The organism is Acidobacteriota bacterium (genome assembly GCA_009838525.1).
Taxonomy (GTDB): Bacteria; Acidobacteriota; Vicinamibacteria; order Vicinamibacterales; family UBA8438; genus VXRJ01.
The window spans coordinates 331,351-350,413 of the sequence record VXRJ01000035.1; the positions used below are offsets into that span (position 1 = coordinate 331,351).

The following is a 19,063-nucleotide window of genomic DNA, read 5'->3' on the forward strand; positions in this document are numbered from 1 at the left end:
GGGCCAACCGCTCTGGCTGGCGTGGGGTTGACTATTGCGGGCCGGACATCCGTTCGAATTTCTGAATTCGCTGGCCGACGTTCACTTCGGTCGTATAGAGGTTGCCCCGCGAGTCGATGGCGAGGTTGTGCAGGCGGTAGAACTGGCCGGCGTACTTGCCGAGTCGTCCGAACTGCCCCTGAACCTCGAGTGTCTCGCGCTCCAGTATCCAGACGACGTTGTTCGTGCCGTCCGGCACGAAGAGCCAGCGCTGTGCCGGATCGATGGACAGCGTTACGCCACTCGCCGAGCCGCTCCCGAGCGTTTCCGGCCGGATGAACGCCTCGCGAACGAAGGTCCCATCCTTCTGGAATACCTGGATCCGGTTGTTGGTCCTGTCCCCGACGTAGACCAGGCCATCGCTCGCCAGCGCGATGCCGTGCACGGGGCTCCGGAAGTGACGGATCGGCTCGGCGCCCGGATCGTACGCTGGAAGCTCGACGTCGTCCGGCCGCTCGCCGTACGCGCCCCAGTGCCGCCGGTAGGCGCCGGTGGCAGCGTCGAAAACGACGACGCGCCGGTTCCCGTAGCCGTCGGCGACGTACACCTCGTTGGCGTCCGGATCGACGCGGATATCCGCGGGCCGTCCCAGGTTCTCCGTGTCGTTGCTTCCACCGCTCTGGCCGTACCGCCCGATCTGGAGGACGAACTCCCCGTCCCTCGTGAACTTCAGGATGTGGGCGTCGTCGGCCGCGTTCCCGCCGATCCAGACATACCCCTCGTGGTCTATGTGGATCCCGTGCTCGCTCTCGGGCCACTCGTAGCCGTCGCCCTCGCCCCCCCAGGAGCGGAGCACCGTGCCGTCCGGCGCAAACTCGATCACCGGCGGCGCCGGCACGCAGCACATCCCTTCCTCGCCGCGCTGCCGCGCGTCCAGCGTCCGCGGCCGGTGAAGCAGCCAGACGTGGTCCTCGCCGTCGACCGCCACGCCCGCCGCTTGCCCCAGGATCCAGTTGTTGGGCAGCTCCGCCGGCCAGAACGGGTCTATCCGGAAGCGGGGCAGGCCAGTCTCCGCCACGGACGCATCGTCCGCAGACGCACGGTCCGCGGGCGCAACGCGCGAAGACCCGTCGCCGGACACGCTGGCATCCTCGTCCGTCACCGGTCCGGCGCCTCCGCCGCAGCCGACGGCCACGATCAAGACGACCGCGCCGAAGATCCTTCTGGTCATGAAAGGCACGATACACTAGGGGCCTGCAGGAGGCATCATGACCAAGCTGCTGACCGCCACGCTGGCCGTCGTCCTCGCCGTCGTCTTTACGCCCGTCGCCGAAGCGCAGCTCGCCATACCGAATGAGGACGGGATCACGTTCGGCCACGTCCACCTGAACGTCTCCGACCTGGAGGCCCACAAGAAGATCTGGGTCGACTGGTTCGGCGGCACGGTCGTCCAGAAGGGGCCGCTCACCGCCATCCGGCTGCCGAACTTCCTGATCGCGCTGACGGAGCGCGAGCCGACGGGGCCGACGCAGGGCTCGGTCATGGACCACTTCGGCTTCAAGGTGCGCAACACCGCCGAGTTCCTCGATCGCTGGACCGCCGCCGGCATGGAGGCGGGAGAGATCTTCACCGGCGCCGAGGGCATGCCGAACGCCTACGTCATGGCGCCTGACGGTGTCTGGGTGGAACTGCAGGAAGACCCGTCGCTGCATGTCCCGATCGCCGGCTACCACATCCACTTCTGGACGCCGGAGCACGAAGCGCTGCTCGACTGGTACTCCGAGGTGTTCAACCTGCGCATCCGCCCGCGCGGCCGGATCGGGACGACGACCGATGTGCCCGGCATGAACATGAGCTTCGCAGGAACCGACGAGCCGACCGAACCGACGCGCGGCCGCGCCCTCGATCGCATCGGTTTCGAAGTGGACAACCTGGAGGCGTTCTCCGAGATGCTGAAGGCGAAGGGAGTCGAGTTCGACGTCGAGTACCGTGAGGACGAGAGCGTCGGGTTGAAGAGCGCGTTCCTTACCGATCCGGCTGGCACCTACATCGAACTGACCGAAGGCTACGACGAGTACTGATGGCTGCTGCGTAACGTAGCCACCTCGGCCGTCCAGCGGTCGTCGAATCCCGTCCAGTGGCGTTCGTCGGGGTCGTCCGAGTGGCTCACCGGCAGTTCGACAATCTCAGGGGGCGGCGACATGTGGTTCGTGATCGCGTACACGGTCGCGGCCGGCACGACGTTGTCCCGTCGGCCGACACCCACGATCGATCGGCACCCGATCCGGTCCGCCACGTTTACCGTGTCGAAGTAGGACATCGTCTCCATCACCGCCTCCTCGTGTGATGGATGCCGCTCCAGGTAGTCGTTGATTTCCTTGCCCGAGCCTTCCTTCACGAGGTGCCGCCGTCCGAACGCCCAGCCGAAGGTCGGCACCGCCACCGCCAGAAAGTCGGCCATCTGCGACACTGCCTGCGCCGCCAGGGCAAGCGCGCCGCCGAAGCTCCGCCCATGAAAGACGACTCCCCCGCTCCCACTCCCCAGCAGTCGGGCGACCTCGGCGGCGCGGACGTAGTCGCCTACGGCGCCGCGGAGAATGGAGCGGCGCGGGTCGGTCGCACCGGTCAGGATGTAACCCTCCGGGTGGAGGTCGCACGCCCTGCGTGACAGGCCGAAACCCCGGACATCGAAGCAGAAGAGGTCGGCGTTGCAGGCGACCGTATGCCTTGCCTCCAGTACGGGGTTGCACTGCGAGTTGTAGCCGTGCGTGGTGATCACGACCGGCCGGGCGGTAGATGCCGGTCGGGAGACCGGCGCACCGACCGGCGCACCGGGGTGAGTTGCCCCGGCAACCGGCGCACCGGTGACTGGCGCACGGTTTGCCTCGCACGTCAGCAGAAAGCCCTGAATGTCGCAGTTGTCCAGGGAAGCGAACTTCACGGGTGTGATCCGCGCGCCCTCGGCCGAGGTTACCGCGACACCGAGCCTGGGATCGGGCGCGACGCTGGCCAGTTCCTCCCGTGTTTCCCGCCAGAACCGCCGGAAATCCCCGCGCCGCGTGATCGGCGGCCGCGTTTCGCGGGCGGCCGTCGCTGCCACCGCGAACGCCGGGATTGTAGAGTCGTAGTCAGCCATGCCGGAAGTGGCGCCGCCCGATCTGCGTGACGAGTGTACCGCGTTCCTCCGTGCCGAGTCCGGCTGGCTCGACGCGGCCAACGACGCGGAATGGAATCGTCTGGCCACCCTCGGCGAGGAGCGAACTTTCGAGCCCGGCGACGTTCTGACGCAGCAGTTCGCGCCCGCGGCTTGGTTCTACTTTCTCGTCGATGGCGCCGTCCGCTACCAGATCCGTCTGGAGGAAGGGAACGAGGATCTCGATGTCGGCCATCGCGATACCCCTTGGACCGCCATCGGGTGGTCCGGTTTCCTCGCGCCGCGCCGCTACGTGACGACCGTGGTCGCCACCCGCGCCACGCGCACGCTCCGCTTCGAGTGCGCCGCTCTCGAACGCCTCTTCGAAGACAGCCCGCAGACGGGAATGGCCATGCTCGAAGCGATCCTCCGGCAGTGCTATGCCCGCCTGGCGGAAGCGCGTGCCCGCGTCACGGAGTACTCGCAGACCCCCACGAACTTCGCCCGGGCGCTCCAGGATGAGGGAGAAGAGGAAACCTACAACCGCGCGCCGCCTCCGGTGATGGACCTGCTTCGGCGGTCGGCGTTCTTCGAAGTGTTCGACGAAGCGTCCCTCCGCACGCTCGCGAGCACGGTCGAGAGCCGCTATTTCTGCCGTGGGGAGCGATTGGTCTCCCAGGGCGACGCAACGTCAGGTCTCTGGATCCTCGCCACCGGCCGGGTCGCACTGAACTTCCGGCCGCCCGGCAAGACCGAACCGTTCGCGCTCCGGACGCTGACCGATCCGGGTGCGGTCGTCGCCCTCGCCGGACTCGGTGGCGTCGACCGGCAGGCGGCCACGGTCGTCGCGCTTCGCGACTGCACCGTCTACCGTGTCGACCCGGCGCAGCTCGATCCCGTGTTGCGCGGCGATCCGCAGTTCGCGTGCGTTCTCACGCGGCGCCTCCTCTGGCTCGCCTCGACGCGGCTCCGCGCCGCCCGCGCCCTCTTCATCTCGCGCCGCTTCGAAAAGGAAAAGCTGGCAGTGGGCAACCTGATCGAGCAGAGCTGCACCCAGCTCAGCGTCCACTCGCCGCTGCACGAGCTGCCCCACCTGCTCGACAGTCAACTGACGGTGGGCGATGCATTCGCGATCCTCGAGAGAATGGTGCGGAGCGACGTCGCGCTTGAACGGAACCTGGCCCGTCTCTGCCAGGAGATGCTGCGCGACGTGAGGCACGAGCATGACTTCTTCGAGGCGCTTCGCCACGTGTATCACGCAGTCGTCAGCGCGCCCGCCACGATGCCGCCCGCCGACGTCCGCAAGCTGTGCGCCCGCGGTTTCCAGCAGGCGTTCCGCCAGATCCACTACGTGCTGGCCGGCGAGGAGAACCTGCCCTCCGAGCCAGGGCAGGTCTTTATCTTCAACCACCTGAAGAACCACGAGCACAACACGCTGCCGAACAACTTTCAGTTGACCCTCGACTCGCACTTCGTCAGCGCGATGATCCTCGACCGGAAGTACGGCGACAGCGGCATCCGCGTCGTCCGGCACAGCCGCGGCACCGAGTACGGCCACCAGGACTACTACAACCGTCTGGGGCACATCTCCGTGTATACGCACGAGTCGGACCGCCTCGACGAGACACCGGAGCAGCGCCAACACCGCCAGTCGGAGTTCTACGAGACGGCGGCCCGGTATCTGCGCGCCGGCGCCAACCTGATCCTGAGCCCGGAGGGGACCAGCTACTGGACCGAGGACTCGCCGGGTCCCTTCAAGCCCGGAGCCTTCCGCCTCGCGGCGAGTGTCGAGCCCGAACCGTGGATCGTTCCGATCGCCGTGGCTCACTTCGATCGGCGCATCCACTCGACGGTGTGCTCGGCCGTGATCAAGGCGCCCTTCCGGGTGTCCGACGTCCTGTCCGACCCCCATGACCGGGAGCAGTTGCGCGCGTTCCTCATCGGCCTGCGCGAGACGTATCGACGTTACGTGGTTGAGGCGCGGCGACTGGCCGAGGCGGCGGCGAGAGCAAGGTCCTGACGCCCTGAATCTAAGATCTTGGATACGCCCCGCATTCCCTTGGACCATGTCGATGCAGCCCCTGTGGAGGGGGTCTTCACTGCAACCCATCCCAGGGTACGCCGGTGACGCACGTAACACATTGCAAACGCGTTGGTGGAGCAGCTCGAGCCGAGTCTCGACCTTGGCGAGACCCTTGCCATGGCGCTGGCCGCGTCCGGTCGCTACCAGGAAGCAGCAACTCTTCAGCGCGATCTCGTCCAGGCTGCAGAGTCGGGTGGGTTCCCTGCGCCGTACGTCGCGCACCTCCGCGTGGTGCTCCAGCGCTACCAGGCCGGCCAACCATCCGATACGCCCTGGCCTCGCGGCGCCATTCCGTAGTAGTGGCCAGGAAATCTGATCAGTTGGATCGCTGATCCAAAACTATGGACATATGGCGCGCAAGCGTGGCGCAAAAGCCCACCGGCACGAACCACACGCAGGGGGGTAACCCACAGTAAAGACAGCTATTTGCGACCGCTCCGCCCGTGCTGGGGTCTATGGTGATCATTGGCTTGGATCTTGCAGGGGAAATAAACACGTTCGGGGTAGTTCGTGCGTTCGCGAGTCGTTTTGATGGAGGAGGGATCCATGAAGCGTTCGTTTGCGTTCGTCGTCCTCGCAGCCCTGGCATTTGCGCCCACCGCAACCTTCGCCCAGGGTGATTCCAGCATTGCCGGCGTTGTCAGCGACAACACCGGAGGCATACTGCCGGGTGTCACGATCGAGGCATCGAGCCCCGCCCTTATCGAGGGCAGCCGCGTCGCCATCAGTGACGGCACCGGGCAGTACAACATCGTCGACCTGCGGCCGGGGACGTACACGATTACGTTCACGCTGCCCGGCTTCTCGACCGTTGTGGTCGAGCAGCAGGAGTTGCCGGCCGGCTTCGTGCTGACCCTCGACGCCGAGCTGTCGGTCGGCGCCCTCGAGGAGACGGTTACCGTCTCCGGCGAGGCGCCGGTCGTCGACGTGCAGTCGGTCACGCAGGCCGAGGTCCTCACCCGCGAGGTGCTCGACGCCATCCCGACCGGCCGCAACATGCAGTCGACGGCCCAGTTGATTCCGGGCGTCAAGCTGAACCGGCCGGAGGTCGGGCTGACCACCGCGGCGCAGCAGACCTACATGTCGGTCCACGGCATGGGCGTCCAGCAGACGACCACGCTGATCGACGGCCAGCACGTGGCGTCGTCCGGCTATGACGGTGCGAACCAGAACTACATCAACCTCCTCGCGAACGAGGAGATGGTGTACGACACGAGCGGCATCGGGGCCGAGACGTCGACCGGCGGCGTGCGGATCAGCATGATTCCGCGCGAGGGCGGCAACACCCACAGCGGGCAGAACTACTTCGCCTTCGCGGACGGCGCGCTGCAGTCCGACAACCTGACGGATCGGTACGCGCAACGCGGCGGCCGGTCGGTCGAGTCGATCCAGGAGACCTACGACCTGAACGTGGCGCACGGCGGGCCGTTCATCCAGGATCGGTTCTGGTTCTTCGGCAGCGCGCGGCGCTACCACCTCGACGTGCCGGTCACCAACAGCTTCTACCAGAACATGTCGGGGCTGACGAACCGGTACTTCACCCTGGGGAGGAACGCCGAGGGCAATCCGATCCCACCGCCCGCACTCGACGGGAATGATGGCCGAGAGTATTTCCCGGGCATCAACGACGACCGGATGACGAGCGGCCTGCTCCGTCTGACCACGCAGGTGACGCAGAGCAACAAGTTCTCGGCCTACCTCGACCGGATCATCAAGCAGCGGTTCCACGACTACGACGCCCGCGTCGACGTCGGCACCGCCAGCCGTCACCACGGCTCGCCGATCTACTACGTGAGCGGCGCGAAGTGGACGTCGACGCTGAGCAACCGGCTCCTCCTCGAGGTGGGTTACTCCGCCACGATCGAGAACTGGAGCAACGTCGACCAGGAGGCCACGCCTCCGAACGGCCCGGGCGGGAACCTCGCCGGCCAGTGGTCGCACTCGCAGTTGTTCGGCAACTACGCCGGCTGGGGCAACCCGGACGTGATGGACGGCTACCGCGGCTGGCCGACGTGCCAGGTGCCGCCGTGCTTCCCGTCGCCGATGGCGACGATGCAGGGCATGGGGGCTTACGCGCCCGGCACCTGGGACGGCACGAACCACCTGCACCAGGTGGGCGGCCTCTACATGGGCATGACGGACAACACGACGGTGGTGAACCCGAGCGGCAGCATCAGCCCGGACATCATCCACCCGTACTACGCGAGCACGTTGCGGCGCTCGGCCGCGACGAACTTCGCGGACCGGTACCACTGGGGCGACCGGACGGCGTACGTCGAGCGGTTCAACACGAACAGCTCGGTGTCGTACGTCACCGGCTCGCACAACATCAAGGTCGGTCTGATGACCAGTTTTGGGCCGTTCCAGCACAACGAGAACGTGAACGGCGCCATCCGCCAGCGGTACACGGGCGACGGTCTGCCGCGGCAGATCGGCCGGACGAACCACTTCTCGACCTACAACCTCGGGTATGTGGACACGGCGCTGTACGTTCAGGACACTTGGACGATAGACCGTCTGACGCTGAACCTCGGCGTGCGGTGGGAACGGATCCAGGGTTACGTCGACGAGACGCTCCGGCCGTACAACACGCGCTGGGCGACGCGGATCCCGGGCGGCATCCCCGACAAGGAGAACCTGCCCAACTGGGCCGGCATGGCGCCGCGTCTCGGTTTCGCCTACGACCTGTTCGGTGACGCGCGGACGGCGCTGAAGTTCTCGTGGGGCAAGTACCACGCCTCGACGACGCACAGCGTCGCCGACCGGTTCCACACCGGAAAGGTCCAGTGGACCTCATCGAACTGGTGGGACTGCGCGTACAACTTCATGGACAACAGTTGTGCGACGTGGGACTGGCTGGCCATGAACTACGGTCAGGACGTGGCCATGCTGGCGTACGGTCCGAACTCCGGTCCCGGCGACACGTACACCCGCGGTATCCCGGGTACGACGAACTCCGGGGGCACCAACGGCGACGACTACGCGCAGGACTGGGAATCGGGCCCGACCGGCAACGCGCAGGACTTCGGCCTGCCGGGCGGCACGCCGGACATCGTCGAGGGCAACTTCGACCGTCCGTGGGCCGGCCTGCTCAACGTCGGCATCGACCACGAGTTGCGGCCGGGTCTGTCGGTGAGCTTCAACTGGTACCGGCGCGACTCGTTCGGCGGTCTGCGGCAGTACAACGCCTCGCGGGGCCCGGACGACTACGTCTACTTCGAGGTGCCGAATCCGTGCGGTCCGTCGGCCGGAACGCGGGCGGCCCCGAACGGCTTCCCGTGCTTCACCGCGGGTAGCGGGGACACCTACGACATGCTGCCGGTCTACGCCCTGAAGGACTCCCGGAGGGGTGAGGCTTCGGACAACCGGCTGGAGAACATCCTGTCCGGGACGGCCGCGAACCTCGGTCCCTACGGTGGGGAGTACTCGGAGCGGTACAACGGCTTCGAGGGCGGCTTCAACGTTCGTGGGGCGGGTGGAGCGACCATCTTCGGCGCCTACACCATCGAGCGCAACGTCATCCGGCGGTGCGACAGCGTCTCCAGTCCGAACGACTGGGCCTTCTGCGACGCCAGCTACTGGGGCGTCCCCTGGCTCCACGAGTTCAAGATGTCGGGCACGGTGCCGCTGCCGGGCGGCTTCCAGCTCAGCGGGACGCTGCAGAGCTACACGCCGCGTGAGATGCTGGCCATCGGCACCTATGGCGGCGCGACCTCGGGCGGCCTAAACGGTGGCGGCACCCTCTGGGGCAGCCTTGCCCGGCTCGGCAACGTCGGCTACCGCGTCGAGACGAGCACGTTCCCGGCGACGGGCGTGGATGTCGAGCAGGCGATGGCCGCCAACGGCGGGCAGATCCCTTTCACGGCGGATGGCAAGCTGGACATGGCGGCGGCGGCGTCCATGGGCGTCATGGCCGACACCCCGGTCGACCGGCTGGGTGCGGTCTTCCTCCCGCTGATGCCGGGTGGGTCCACCTACCAGGACCGCCTGAACCAGATCGATGCCTCGATCCGGAAGATCTTCGATCTCCCGGGCGGGCAGCGTCTGAACATCCAGCTGGATGTCTACAACATCTTCAACCTGACGCCGATCATCAGTACGACCAACGAGTACGGCGGCTCGCTCGGCAACGTGCTCCGGTCGATCCAGGGTCGGTTCCTCCAGGTCGCGACGCACCTCTACTGGTAGGTCGCGCGGACCTGGGCTCCTCCTGAGGAAGGAGCCGCACGTCAACCCGAAGGGCCGGGGAGCCGCAGAGGTTCCCCGGCCCTTCTTTCTGGCGTTGCAGTACGGCCGGCAACCGGCTCCCAACTGGCGTATAGTGTGACGTGGCAAGCGTGGCGGGGAGACGAATCATGACGAGACTGGCGCTGTTCCGCAGGTGCGTTGTCGTTGCCGCCGTCGTCGCCGTAACGGTTGCCGGATTCTGGAACGGGACTGCGCACCTGGGTGCGCAGTCATCGCAGCAGATGTATCTAACCGTGCTCGACAGCGACGGGCTGCCGATCACGGATCTGCGGCCCTACGAAGTGAGCATCACCGAGAACGGTGTGCGGCGCGAGGTGCTGTACCTGGCGCGCCCCAGCGGACCCGCGGACGTTTCCTTGCTGGTGGATACCAGCGGCGCGGTAGTGCCGGCTACGACGCATGTGCGGAATGCGCTGAGTGCGTTCGTGAATGCCTTGAACGGTCAAGCGCGGATGTCGCTCGTGACCTTCGGCGACCTGCCGGTGCGTCTCGTCGCGCCCACCACGGACATGACGCGTATGCAGGACGCGATAGACGGGCTGTTTCCGACGGAGGATGCGATCTCCCGCTTTCAGGACGCGCTGGTGAACGCGGCCATTGACATCAGTGAGCGTCAGCCGTCGAGGCCCACGATCGTCATCCTTGCGTCGGATCAACTTGCCGGCGCTTTTGCCGAAGTGTCCCCCAACAATACGACGCGGCCGGTGGAGCAGGTGATCGGCGTGTTGCAGGCGATTGGCGCACCGGTTCACATCATTGCCCTCCGAAGTCGCGAGTCGTTCGAGGTGGTCGGGCGCGGCGTTTTCGACCGCCAGTCGGCCTTCAGCGGCCGGGTCGACAATAACATCCGGAACTCGATCATGGCCCGCGAGACGCGCGACTGGCTCGAAGTATTCGAAACGGTGTCCCAGCGGACCGGCGGCCGGCTGTCGAACCTCTACGCGAGCGCCGGGCTCGACAAGCCCCTGGTCGGTCTCGCGAACGAGATCCTCGGCCAATACATCATCACCTACTCGCGTCCGGCGGAGGGCATCACCGCCGATGCCCTGGAGATTGGCGTCGGCATCGCGCGCGAGGATGTGACGGTCCGTGTCACCCCCGTGATGTGACGCCGTCGGTCCTCATCGCCCTCGCGTTCATTGTCGCCGTCGCGCTGCCTGCCGCGTGCGGCGGCGGCGCCTCGCCCGAGTCTCGCCCAATACCGGACGATTCTCCCATTCCGGCTGCCGCGACGGAGAACACCGGTCCGGCCGGGGACTGGTTTGTCGACCGCGCGCTCGAAGCGGGTCTGCGCTTCACGCACGTCAACGGCATGACCGGCCAGTTCTACCAGTCCGAGATGATGGCGCCCGGGGTTGCTCTCTTCGATTACGACAACGACGGCGATCTCGACGTCTACCTCGCGCAGGGGGAAACGCTCGGGGGGGGCAGTGCGATCCTGCCACCTCCCGCTGATCAGCCACCCGGCGACCGCCTGTTCAGAAACGATCTGGCCGTGGGGCCGGATGGCGTGCGCATTCTCCGGTTCACGGACGTGACCGACGCGGCCGGGATTCCCTCCGATGGCTACGGCATGGGCGTTGCCACCGGCGACTACGACAACGACGGCTGGATCGACCTCTATCTCACCCGATTCGGGCCGAACCGCATGCTGCGCAACCAGGGTGACGGCACGTTCGCCGACGTGTCGGCGGCCACGGGTACCGACGACCCGTCGTGGGGCGTGCCCGCAACCTTCTTCGACTACGACCGCGATGGTCTTCTGGATCTCTTCGTCGGCAACTACCTCACCTACACGCTGGAATCCCATTCGCCCTGCTTCGCGCCCTCGGGCCCGATGGACTACTGCCCGCCGGAGGTGAGCCTGCCGCGTCCCGATGTTCTCTACCGCAACCGGGGCGATGGCACGTTCGAGGACGTGACCGCCGCCGCCGGTCTCGGCCGGGAGTTCGGCCCCGCGCTCGGAGCGACCGCCGCCGACTTCGACGGCGACGGCTGGCTGGACCTCTTCGTCGCCAACGACCAGCGGGAGAATCAACTCTGGATCAATCAGCAGGACGGCACGTTCCGGAACGATGCGTTGATTCAGGGAGCCGCGCTCGGTTCCAGCGGGGAGGCGAAGGCCGACATGGGGGTGGACGCGGGCGACTTCGACAACGACGGCGACGAGGACCTGTTCATCACGGAACTGGCGGGGCAGGGGAGCACGCTGTACGTGAACGGCGGCGGGTCGTTCAGCGATCGGAGCGCAGCGTTCGGTATCCGGGCCGCCAGCCTGCCGCACACGGGTTTCGGGATGGGCTGGATCGATATCGACAACGACGGCTGGCTCGACATTGTCGCCGTCAACGGATCGGTCGTGCTCAATCTCGAGGAGTACTCGTCCGACAACCCGTTCGCGCTGCAACAGCGCAACCAGGTATTCCGCAACCTCGGCGGGACGCGTTTCGAGGTGGCGACGGATCGCGCCGGAGCGGTGTTCACACTCTCGGAAGTGAGTCGCGGCCTGGCGTTCGGCGACGTGGACAACGACGGCGATACCGACCTTGTGCTCGCGAACGCGGCCGGCCCGGCCCGGTTGCTGATGAACGAGGTGGGGCAGGACCGGCACTGGATCGGCCTGCGGCTCGTCGCCGGGGCCCCCGCGGGAGGTGGGGCGGCGGTGCGCGACCAGACCGGCACGCGTGTGGCGGTAACGGCGACGGACGGCGTAACGCGCCACCGGCGCGCACGTGCGGACGGCAGCTACGCGTCGGCGCACGACCCGCGTGTCCTCGTCGGCCTGGGCGACGCCGCCAACCCCGTGGACGTGCAGGTCATCTGGCCGAACGGATCGGTCGAGGCCTGGTCGGACGTTCCTGTCGACACCTACACCACGCTGACCCGGGGCGACGGCGGGCCGCCATGATCCCGAGCGCGCGTGTCGCCCTGATCGCGCTGCTCCTTGCCGGGTGCACAGTCTCTCCGGTTGCCGACCCGTCGCCTTTGGACGCGCCACTCCAGCCCGTGGTGCTTCCCGACCTGGACGGTCTGGCGCCTTCCGTGGCGCGGCAACTCCGCGCGCGCTACGACGCCGCCCAAGGCGCTGACACCGCGAACGCGTCCGGCTCGGAGCGCGCCGAGGCCTGGGGCCAACTCGGCATGGTCCTCCAGGCGGCGGGCTTCGTGACTCCGGCGGAGAGCGCCTATCGCCACGCGCGGGCGGCGGATCCAGAAGACCTCCGCTGGTTCTACTATCTCGCGCATATACAGCAGGTTACGGGCCGCCGCGGGGAAGCGATCGCCAACTTCGAGCGCGCCCTCGAGATCGACCCGGAGCACCTGCCGTCACTGGTCTGGCTCGGTGAGATGCTCCTCGATCAGGGCGCGCCGGGCGACGCCGCGGCGGCCTATGAGCGCGCCCTGGCACTGGCGCCCGCTTCGGCCGCCGCCCTTGCGGGTCTTGGGCGCGCCGCGCTGGCGCAGCAGGATGCGGAGAGTGCGGCCGCCTACCTGGAGCGTGCGCTTCGCCTGGAGCCGGGCGCGACGAGCCTCCACTACAGCCTCGGCATGGCCTACCGCGATCTGGGCGATCCGGAGCGCGCGGCCCAGCACCTGGCGCAGCATGGCGAGGGCGCGCCGGCCCTCCCCGATCCGCTGCTGCAGGCCCAGACCGGTTTGCTCGACAGCGGCCTCGCGCACGAGCGGCGCGGCATGCGTGCGCTCGCCGCGGGCCGCTTCGACGAGGCCGCCGCCGCGTTCCGCGAGGGGCTCGCGCTGGCGCCGGACGACGCCACGCTGCATCACCGCCTGGGGGTCGCCCTGATGGAATCAGGGGACGTCCGCGGGGCGGGGGCGCAGTTCGAGGAAGCGTTGCGGCTCGCGCCCGATTTCGCGGAGGCGCACCTCAGCCTCGGGGATCTGCATGTGCAGGGCAACCGCTTCGCGGAGGCGCTTCAGTCGTACGAAGCGGCGGTCATGCATCGCCCCGACTACCTCGACGCGCGCTTCGCCGTCGCGGACACGCTGAACCGCATGGGGCGCCTGACCGACGCCTTGCCGCACCTGGAGCGGATCACTGTGGTGGATCCGGCGATGGCGGACGCCTGGATGGCCCGCGGTGTGTCGCTCGTTCAGCTCGCGCGCTATCGCGAGGCCCGCGACTGGCTGACGCGGGCGCGAGAGATCCATCCGGACGACACGCGGATCCTATTCCTCCTGGTGCGGGTTCTGGCGGCGGCGCCAGACGGCGGCGTGCGCGACGGCGCTCGTGCCCTCGCGCTGCTGGAGACGCAACGGAACGCGCCGGCCAGCATGGAGTTGTTCGAAACGCTCGCCATGGCCTTCGCCGAAGCGGGCCGTTTCGGTGAAGCGGTCGACTTTCAGCGCCGCGCGATCGCCGTCGCGCAACAGACCGGTCAGACCTGGGCGGCTCCCTATCTCGCCGAGAATCTGGCCCGCTACGAATCCGGCCAGCCCTGCCGGACCCCGCTCCCTCCGGCCGCAGGAGCGACCGGATGAAGAAGGCGAAACTGCTCGGCGTCATTGTCTGCGCCGCGGCGCTCGCAGCTTGCGGCCCGTCCGGCGAGACGGGAGGAGCCTCCCGGATCGCTCCCGTGGCGCCGCCGCCCGGGTTTGTCCTGCCTGACATCTCCCCCCTCGCCCCGCTGGTCCGGGACGAGATCCGCACCCGTCACGCCGCGGCCGAAGATCAAGGCGCGTGGGGCGATCTTGGCCTCGTCCTGATGGCCGCCAGCTTCCTCGACGCCGCCGACGTCGCCTTTCGGCAGGCGCACGCCCGCGAGCCGGACGAGCTGCGCTGGCCGTACTACCTGGCCCAGCTCCATCGGCGCACGGGCGACACCGCCACCGCGGCCGACTGGCTGACGCGAGCCCTCGCGCTCGATCCGGCGCATGTCCCGTCGCTCGTGCAGCTCGGCCGACTCCACTTGGACGGAGGCCGTGCGGTAGACGCCACGGCACTGTTCGAACGCGCCCTTGCGGTCGACGCGACCTCCGCGGCGGCGCTCGCCGGGCTGGGGCGCGCCGCACTGGCCGCGGACGACGCCGCGGGCGCCGTCTCGTTCCTCGAGCGCGCCGTGGCGCTTGCGCCCGGGCCGTCCAGCCTCCACTACGACCTGGCGATGGCGTACCGGGCGCTGGGAGACCGCGCGAAGGTGGAGGAGCATCTTCGCCGGCGGGGCGATGCTGAGCCGTCGCCGCCGGATCCGCTGATGGCGGCCTACAGCGGCGTGCTCCGCAGCACGGTTGCCTACGAGCGGCGCGGCATGCAGGCGATGGACGCGGGCCGGTTCAGCGACGCAGAGGCCATCTTCCGGGACGGACTCGTCGCAATGCCGGACGACCCCGTCTTGCGCCACCGGCTCGGGACCGCCCTGATGATGGCGGGCGACACGGCGGGCGCAGTACGGGAGTTCGAGGCGACGCTCGCCGTCGCGCCCGACTTCGAGAAGGCGCACTTCGGCTTGGCTGTCATTCACGGGATCGAAGGACGTCACGACGCGGCGATTGCACGATACGAAGAGGCGCTCCGGGCGCGGCCCAACTACCTGGAAGCGATCCTCGGGTTGGCCGAGGCGCTCCGCGTGACGGGCCGTCTGGAGGAATCACAGGTTCATTTCGAACGCGCCGTCGATATAGACCCCGCCTTCCCCGACGCGTGGATCGTCCGGGGTGTCATTCTCGCCCAGCTCGGGCGCTTTCAGGAGGCGCGGGCCTGGCTCGAGAGCGCCCTCCTCGTCCACCCCGACCACCCGGATATCGCCGGTCTGCTGTCCGAGTTGCCTGGTTAGGTCACCAAGGTGCGCCGGCGTCCACGCCGGCATCGACCGTTGTTCTCTTGCCGGCCCGGAGGCCGGCGCACCAAGCTAGCGAGCGGCCAGCGACGGGTCGATGGCCAACGCGCGGGCGTGATGGGCGCCCGCTTCTTCGGCGTCGGCGTCGTCACCCGTGCTGCGCAGCGCGACCGCCAGGTTGTAGAGCGTGTCGGCGTCGTCCGGTGCCACCTCCAGAGCGGCGCGGTAGTGCTCGATAGCGGCCCGAGTGTCGCCGCGCCCGAAGAGGAGACCGGCCAGGTTGAAGTGCGCGCCGGCGTTCGCCGGGTCGGCTTCGATTGCGGCGCGGAAGTGCGTCGCCGCCTCGTCGGCCGCCCCCGTCGACGCCAGCAGGCCGCCCAGGTTGTTGTGCGCTTCCGCGTAGTCGGGGCGCAGTTCGATTGCGCGGCGGAAGGCGGCAATCGCACCGGGGATATCACCCTCCGCGAGGCGCACGCTCCCGAGGTTGTAGTGCGCGTCGGCGAACTCCGGCGCGAGTGCGATCGCGCGGGTCAGATGCTCGCCGGCGACGGCATGCTCTCCCACGTCGAGATAGCGGACCGCGAGGGCGGTGTGATTGACAGGGTCGTCCGGGTCCGCTTGCAGCAGCGTCTGGTAGGCGAGGATGTCGTCGCGGGCGCCCTTCACCGCGAGGCTGGCCAGCAGCGTGGCCGTGTCTCCCACCGGTAGGACCTGCAGCATCAGTTCCGCCATTTCATCCGATGCCGATGGCCCGAAACGGACCTCCGCGGGCGGGTCGTTCGGATTGCTGGGATTCCCGGCGGAGTTGTCGAACGTGAAACGGACCGCGACCCGGGTGCCGGCCGGCAGGTGGACCGGCTCGCGGTAGCGGTATTCGTCCTGCCAGTTGAAGTCCCAGTCGTCGATCCGGAGCAGGGCGCGCTCGGTGCCGTCCGGCAGCGTTGCATTGGCCTCCACGTGTCGGCCCAGGTAGTGCATGTGCGGGGCGACGGCGAGGAGGTCGACAGCTACCGGCAGCCGGTAGCTGTCCTGGATGACGTGCGCGTCGTCGCCGGCCGGGATCCGGATCGCCTTCGACGTCAACAGCACGGAGACCGGCGTGAGCGGCGCGGGCCGGTCGGCGAAATGGAGGGCGACTTCCGGCTGGATGTCCAGGCGTTCGCTCGCGTCGGGCAGCAGGTGAAGCTGCAGGACGAAGTCGGCGCCGGGGTCGAGTGGCCAGGCGATCTCGTCCGGGACGGCGGCAGGCGTGCGCCCCGGCGCCCAGCCGAGAAAGTGGCCGGGGGGAAAGCGGGCGTGATCGAGCATCAGGCCGTCGTATCCCGGTCCGGATGCGTCGGCAGCGTCAAGGGCGCGGGCCGCGCCGGACGGGTCGAGCATGATGCGGGCATGGTGAATGGCGCGCATGCCGCCCGCGCCGGGGCGCAACTCGACGGCTCGGACCCAGCGGCGTTCCGCGAGCGGGACGGGGAGCGTGAAGTTGCGATAGACATCCGGTCCGCCGGGTGCGAGCCGGTAGGGGACGGGCATCGTGACGACGAGGTCCGGCGGCCCAAGCCGGTCGGCGCCATCCGCCTCATCCGTCGCCGCGGTCACGGTCCGGGTGCCGGCCGGAGGTTCGCCCGCCGGTGATTCCCCGGCCGGCGCACCGCGCGCGGCCCACGCCGTCAGCGTGGCGATCTGATCGTCGGTCAGGCGGCGCTCGCCGACGAAGCGGCCGGCGGGGCCGGTCGGCTTCCACGGCGGCATGCGCCGCGCGGTCGCCGCTGCGGCGATCCGATCCGCCTGCGGGCGGGCGTCGGCGTACGTCGCCAGGCTGAACGGCGCGATGGCGCCCGGCCGGTGGCACGCGACGCACCGCGCATGCAGGATCGGTGCGACATCCTGGTGATACGTCACGTTGCTGCCCGCGCCGTCCGCCTCTCCCAGAAGGCGCGCGAGGGCCGCCCGTGTGTCCGTGTCCGACGGATCGAGTTCCAGGGCGCGTTCGTAATGCACGATCGCTTCCTCACGCCGTCCGGCGGCGGCCAGCGCACTCGCCAGATTGCTGTGCGCGGCGGCGTTCTCCGGTTCCAGGGCGACGGCCCGCTCGAAGTGTCCAAGCGCTTCGCTGGCGCGGCCGACCGCGTTCAGCACCGCGCCCAGGTTGTTGTGCGCAGAGCCGTGGTCGGGGCGGAGCTCGACGGCGCGCCGGAAGTGCGAGATAGCTTCCTCCAGGCCACCGCCGGCGGCGAGCAGTGTCGCCAGGTTGTAGTGCGCGGTGGCGGATGCCGGATCCAGCTCCAGCGACCGCCGGTAGTGCTCGACCGCGGCCGCCGTCCGGCCGGCGGTCATGTAGAGGACCGCCACGTCGCGGTGCAGCACGGCGTTCTCGGGTTGCGCGATCAGCATCGACTCGTAGCCGACGATGTCCTCGTTGAGGATCTTCGGCATGATGGAGCGCTGCAGCGTTACGCGATCCGCTTCCGTGCCCGGCAGCAACTGCAGCCAGAGGTCGCCCATCTCGTCGTTCGAGAACTGTCCGAAGAGCACACGGCGCGGCGGCCGATCCGGGTTGCGCGGGTTGTCGGCGGAGTTGTCGTAGACGTACTCCATCGACAGCGTCGTCCCCGCCGGCAGGAATGGACGGTCGCGGTAGCGGTAGACGTCCTGCCAGTTGAAGTCCCAGTCTTCGATCCGGATCAGGTGTTCCGTCTGCCCGTCGGGGTACTCGACCCGCCCGTTGATCTCCCTCGCGCGGAAGTGCGCGTGCGGCTGCACGCCGATCAGTTCCGCCCCGACCGGCAACGTGAAGCGGTCGCGGATGACGTAGCCCGAGTCGCCCGGCGGTATGTCGATGTTCTGCCGGCCCAGGCGCAGCATCACCGGCGTTCGGACCGGCGGCTCGTCGGTGAAGTACAGGCCGACGCTCGACTGAATCGACTCGAACCGGCCCGTCGACTGCATGTGCAATTGGATGACGAAGTCGCTTCCTGGTTCGAGCCGCCACGCCATTCCGGGCTCGGCGAGCGGCGGCAACTGCCCCGGCGTCCAGCCGAGGAAGTGGCCGTCCGGATAGTGAGCCTGCGGGCTGATCGGTCCTTCGTAACCGGGTAGCGGATCCTGGGCGTCGAGCTCGCGCGACGCGCGTGACCGGTCGATGCGGAGGTTCGCATGGTGGGCGACGCGTGCGTTGCCGGGGCGGAACTCCAGGCCGGCCACGAACGCCGCCCGGTCGATCGGGATCGGAAGGACGAAGTTCCTGAACGTGTCAGGTCCGTCGGCCGGCACCCCGAACGGTTCCGGCATCCTGACGATGACATCCGGTTCGCCCAGGCGCCAACCCTCCGCCGCCGGCTCCGGGGTGGCGGGCAGTCGCGACAGATCGCCGGCGGGCGTACCCGCCTCCGCCCAGCGCCGGAACAGCTCGACGTCGGCGTCGGCCAGGCGCCGCGATCCGACAAACGGTCCGCCGTAGCCTGGTTCGGGCTTCCAGGGCGGCATGTAGCGGCTCGCGGTCACTTCGGCGATTTGCCGCGCCCGCCGCCGGACGTCGTCGTAGCCAAGCAACGGAAACGGCGCCACCTCGCCCGGACGGTGGCACGGCGCGCAGTGGGTCAGGACGAGCGGCGCGATGTCGTCCGCGAACGTCGGGGTATTCGCCGCCTGGCTGCCGGCTTGGGCAGTCGCCGGCATGGGTGTGCCGGCCAGCACCGCGATAGCGGCCGCGACCGGGCCGATGCGGGGCAGTTGGCCGAAATACCGCAGAGGCTGGGCCGTCACAGGCTCTTCCGCATTATAGAAGCTGGCGCGTTGGGGGCCTCGCCGGGCCTGTGCCATACTGCC

Annotated in this window: 11 protein-coding genes; 8 read left to right on the forward strand and 3 right to left on the reverse strand. The window is 68.5% G+C overall.

All coding sequences use genetic code 11. The features are described 5' to 3' along the window. Positions 1-31: 31 nt before the first annotated feature. On the reverse strand, positions 32-1,210 hold the full coding sequence (locus tag F4Y45_16825; protein ID MXY26168.1) for a hypothetical protein: 1,179 nt from the start codon (positions 1,208-1,210) through the stop codon (positions 32-34). 37 nt (positions 1,211-1,247) lie between these two features. Between F4Y45_16825 and F4Y45_16830 the strand changes: the two genes are divergently transcribed. Next, on the forward strand, positions 1,248-2,060 hold the full coding sequence (locus F4Y45_16830; protein MXY26169.1) for a VOC family protein: 813 nt from the start codon (positions 1,248-1,250) through the stop codon (positions 2,058-2,060). Here the strand turns inward: F4Y45_16830 and F4Y45_16835 are convergent. Further along, complete coding sequence (locus F4Y45_16835; GenBank protein ID MXY26170.1) at positions 2,045-3,115, reverse strand: hypothetical protein; 1,071 nt, start codon at positions 3,113-3,115, stop codon at positions 2,045-2,047. The genes F4Y45_16830 and F4Y45_16835 overlap by 16 nt on opposite strands. Between F4Y45_16835 and F4Y45_16840 the strand changes: the two genes are divergently transcribed. The 7 genes from F4Y45_16840 to F4Y45_16870 all read left to right on the forward strand — a co-directional run bounded on the left by F4Y45_16840 (position 3,114) and on the right by F4Y45_16870 (position 15,235). Beyond that, the gene (locus F4Y45_16840; protein ID MXY26171.1) at positions 3,114-5,132 is read left to right on the forward strand and encodes a cyclic nucleotide-binding domain-containing protein; all 2,019 of its coding nucleotides are present in this window, start codon (positions 3,114-3,116) and stop codon (positions 5,130-5,132) included. The two genes, F4Y45_16835 and F4Y45_16840, sit on opposite strands and share 2 nt — an antisense overlap. Positions 5,133-5,264: 132 nt before the next feature. After that, entirely contained in the window at positions 5,265-5,492 is a 228-nt protein-coding gene (locus F4Y45_16845; protein MXY26172.1) for a hypothetical protein, read from the forward strand. A gap of 234 nt (positions 5,493-5,726) precedes the next feature. Next, the gene (locus tag F4Y45_16850) at positions 5,727-9,383 is read left to right on the forward strand and encodes a TonB-dependent receptor plug domain-containing protein (GenBank protein ID MXY26173.1); all 3,657 of its coding nucleotides are present in this window, start codon (positions 5,727-5,729) and stop codon (positions 9,381-9,383) included. A gap of 167 nt (positions 9,384-9,550) precedes the next feature. Next, complete coding sequence (locus tag F4Y45_16855) at positions 9,551-10,552, forward strand: VWA domain-containing protein (protein ID MXY26174.1); 1,002 nt, start codon at positions 9,551-9,553, stop codon at positions 10,550-10,552. Further along, positions 10,549-12,351: a CRTAC1 family protein gene (locus tag F4Y45_16860; GenBank protein ID MXY26175.1), complete on the forward strand. Its 1,803-nt coding sequence runs from the start codon at positions 10,549-10,551 to the stop codon at positions 12,349-12,351. The genes F4Y45_16855 and F4Y45_16860 overlap by 4 nt, the downstream gene beginning before the upstream one ends. After that, positions 12,348-13,943 carry a tetratricopeptide repeat protein gene (locus F4Y45_16865; GenBank protein ID MXY26176.1) on the forward strand — a complete coding sequence of 532 codons (1,596 nt, stop codon included), beginning with the start codon at positions 12,348-12,350 and terminating at the stop codon, positions 13,941-13,943. Before F4Y45_16860 ends, F4Y45_16865 begins: the two co-directional genes overlap by 4 nt. Then, positions 13,940-15,235 carry a tetratricopeptide repeat protein gene (locus F4Y45_16870; protein ID MXY26177.1) on the forward strand — a complete coding sequence of 432 codons (1,296 nt, stop codon included), beginning with the start codon at positions 13,940-13,942 and terminating at the stop codon, positions 15,233-15,235. Before F4Y45_16865 ends, F4Y45_16870 begins: the two co-directional genes overlap by 4 nt. A gap of 75 nt (positions 15,236-15,310) precedes the next feature. On the opposite strand, the gene F4Y45_16875 is transcribed toward F4Y45_16870, so the two are convergent. After that, positions 15,311-19,057, reverse strand: a complete 3,747-nt coding sequence (locus F4Y45_16875; GenBank protein ID MXY26178.1) for a tetratricopeptide repeat protein — start codon at positions 19,055-19,057, stop codon at positions 15,311-15,313. Between the last annotated feature and the right edge of the window lie 6 nt (positions 19,058-19,063).

Excerpts from the sequence above, each read along its gene's own strand:
- F4Y45_16825 (MXY26168.1), bottom strand. The coding sequence starts at position 1,210 with ATGACCAGAAGGATCTTCGGCGCGGTCGTCTTGATCGTGGCCGTCGGC.
- F4Y45_16830 (MXY26169.1), top strand. The coding sequence starts at position 1,248 with ATGACCAAGCTGCTGACCGCCACGCTGGCCGTCGTCCTCGCCGTCGTC.
- F4Y45_16840 (MXY26171.1), top strand. The coding sequence starts at position 3,114 with ATGCCGGAAGTGGCGCCGCCCGATCTGCGTGACGAGTGTACCGCGTTC.
- F4Y45_16835 (MXY26170.1), bottom strand. The coding sequence starts at position 3,115 with ATGGCTGACTACGACTCTACAATCCCGGCGTTCGCGGTGGCAGCGACG.
- F4Y45_16850 (MXY26173.1), top strand. The coding sequence starts at position 5,727 with ATGGAGGAGGGATCCATGAAGCGTTCGTTTGCGTTCGTCGTCCTCGCA.
- F4Y45_16855 (MXY26174.1), top strand. The coding sequence starts at position 9,551 with ATGACGAGACTGGCGCTGTTCCGCAGGTGCGTTGTCGTTGCCGCCGTC.
- F4Y45_16865 (MXY26176.1), top strand. The coding sequence starts at position 12,348 with ATGATCCCGAGCGCGCGTGTCGCCCTGATCGCGCTGCTCCTTGCCGGG.
- F4Y45_16870 (MXY26177.1), top strand. The coding sequence starts at position 13,940 with ATGAAGAAGGCGAAACTGCTCGGCGTCATTGTCTGCGCCGCGGCGCTC.
- F4Y45_16875 (MXY26178.1), bottom strand. The coding sequence starts at position 19,057 with ATGGCACAGGCCCGGCGAGGCCCCCAACGCGCCAGCTTCTATAATGCG.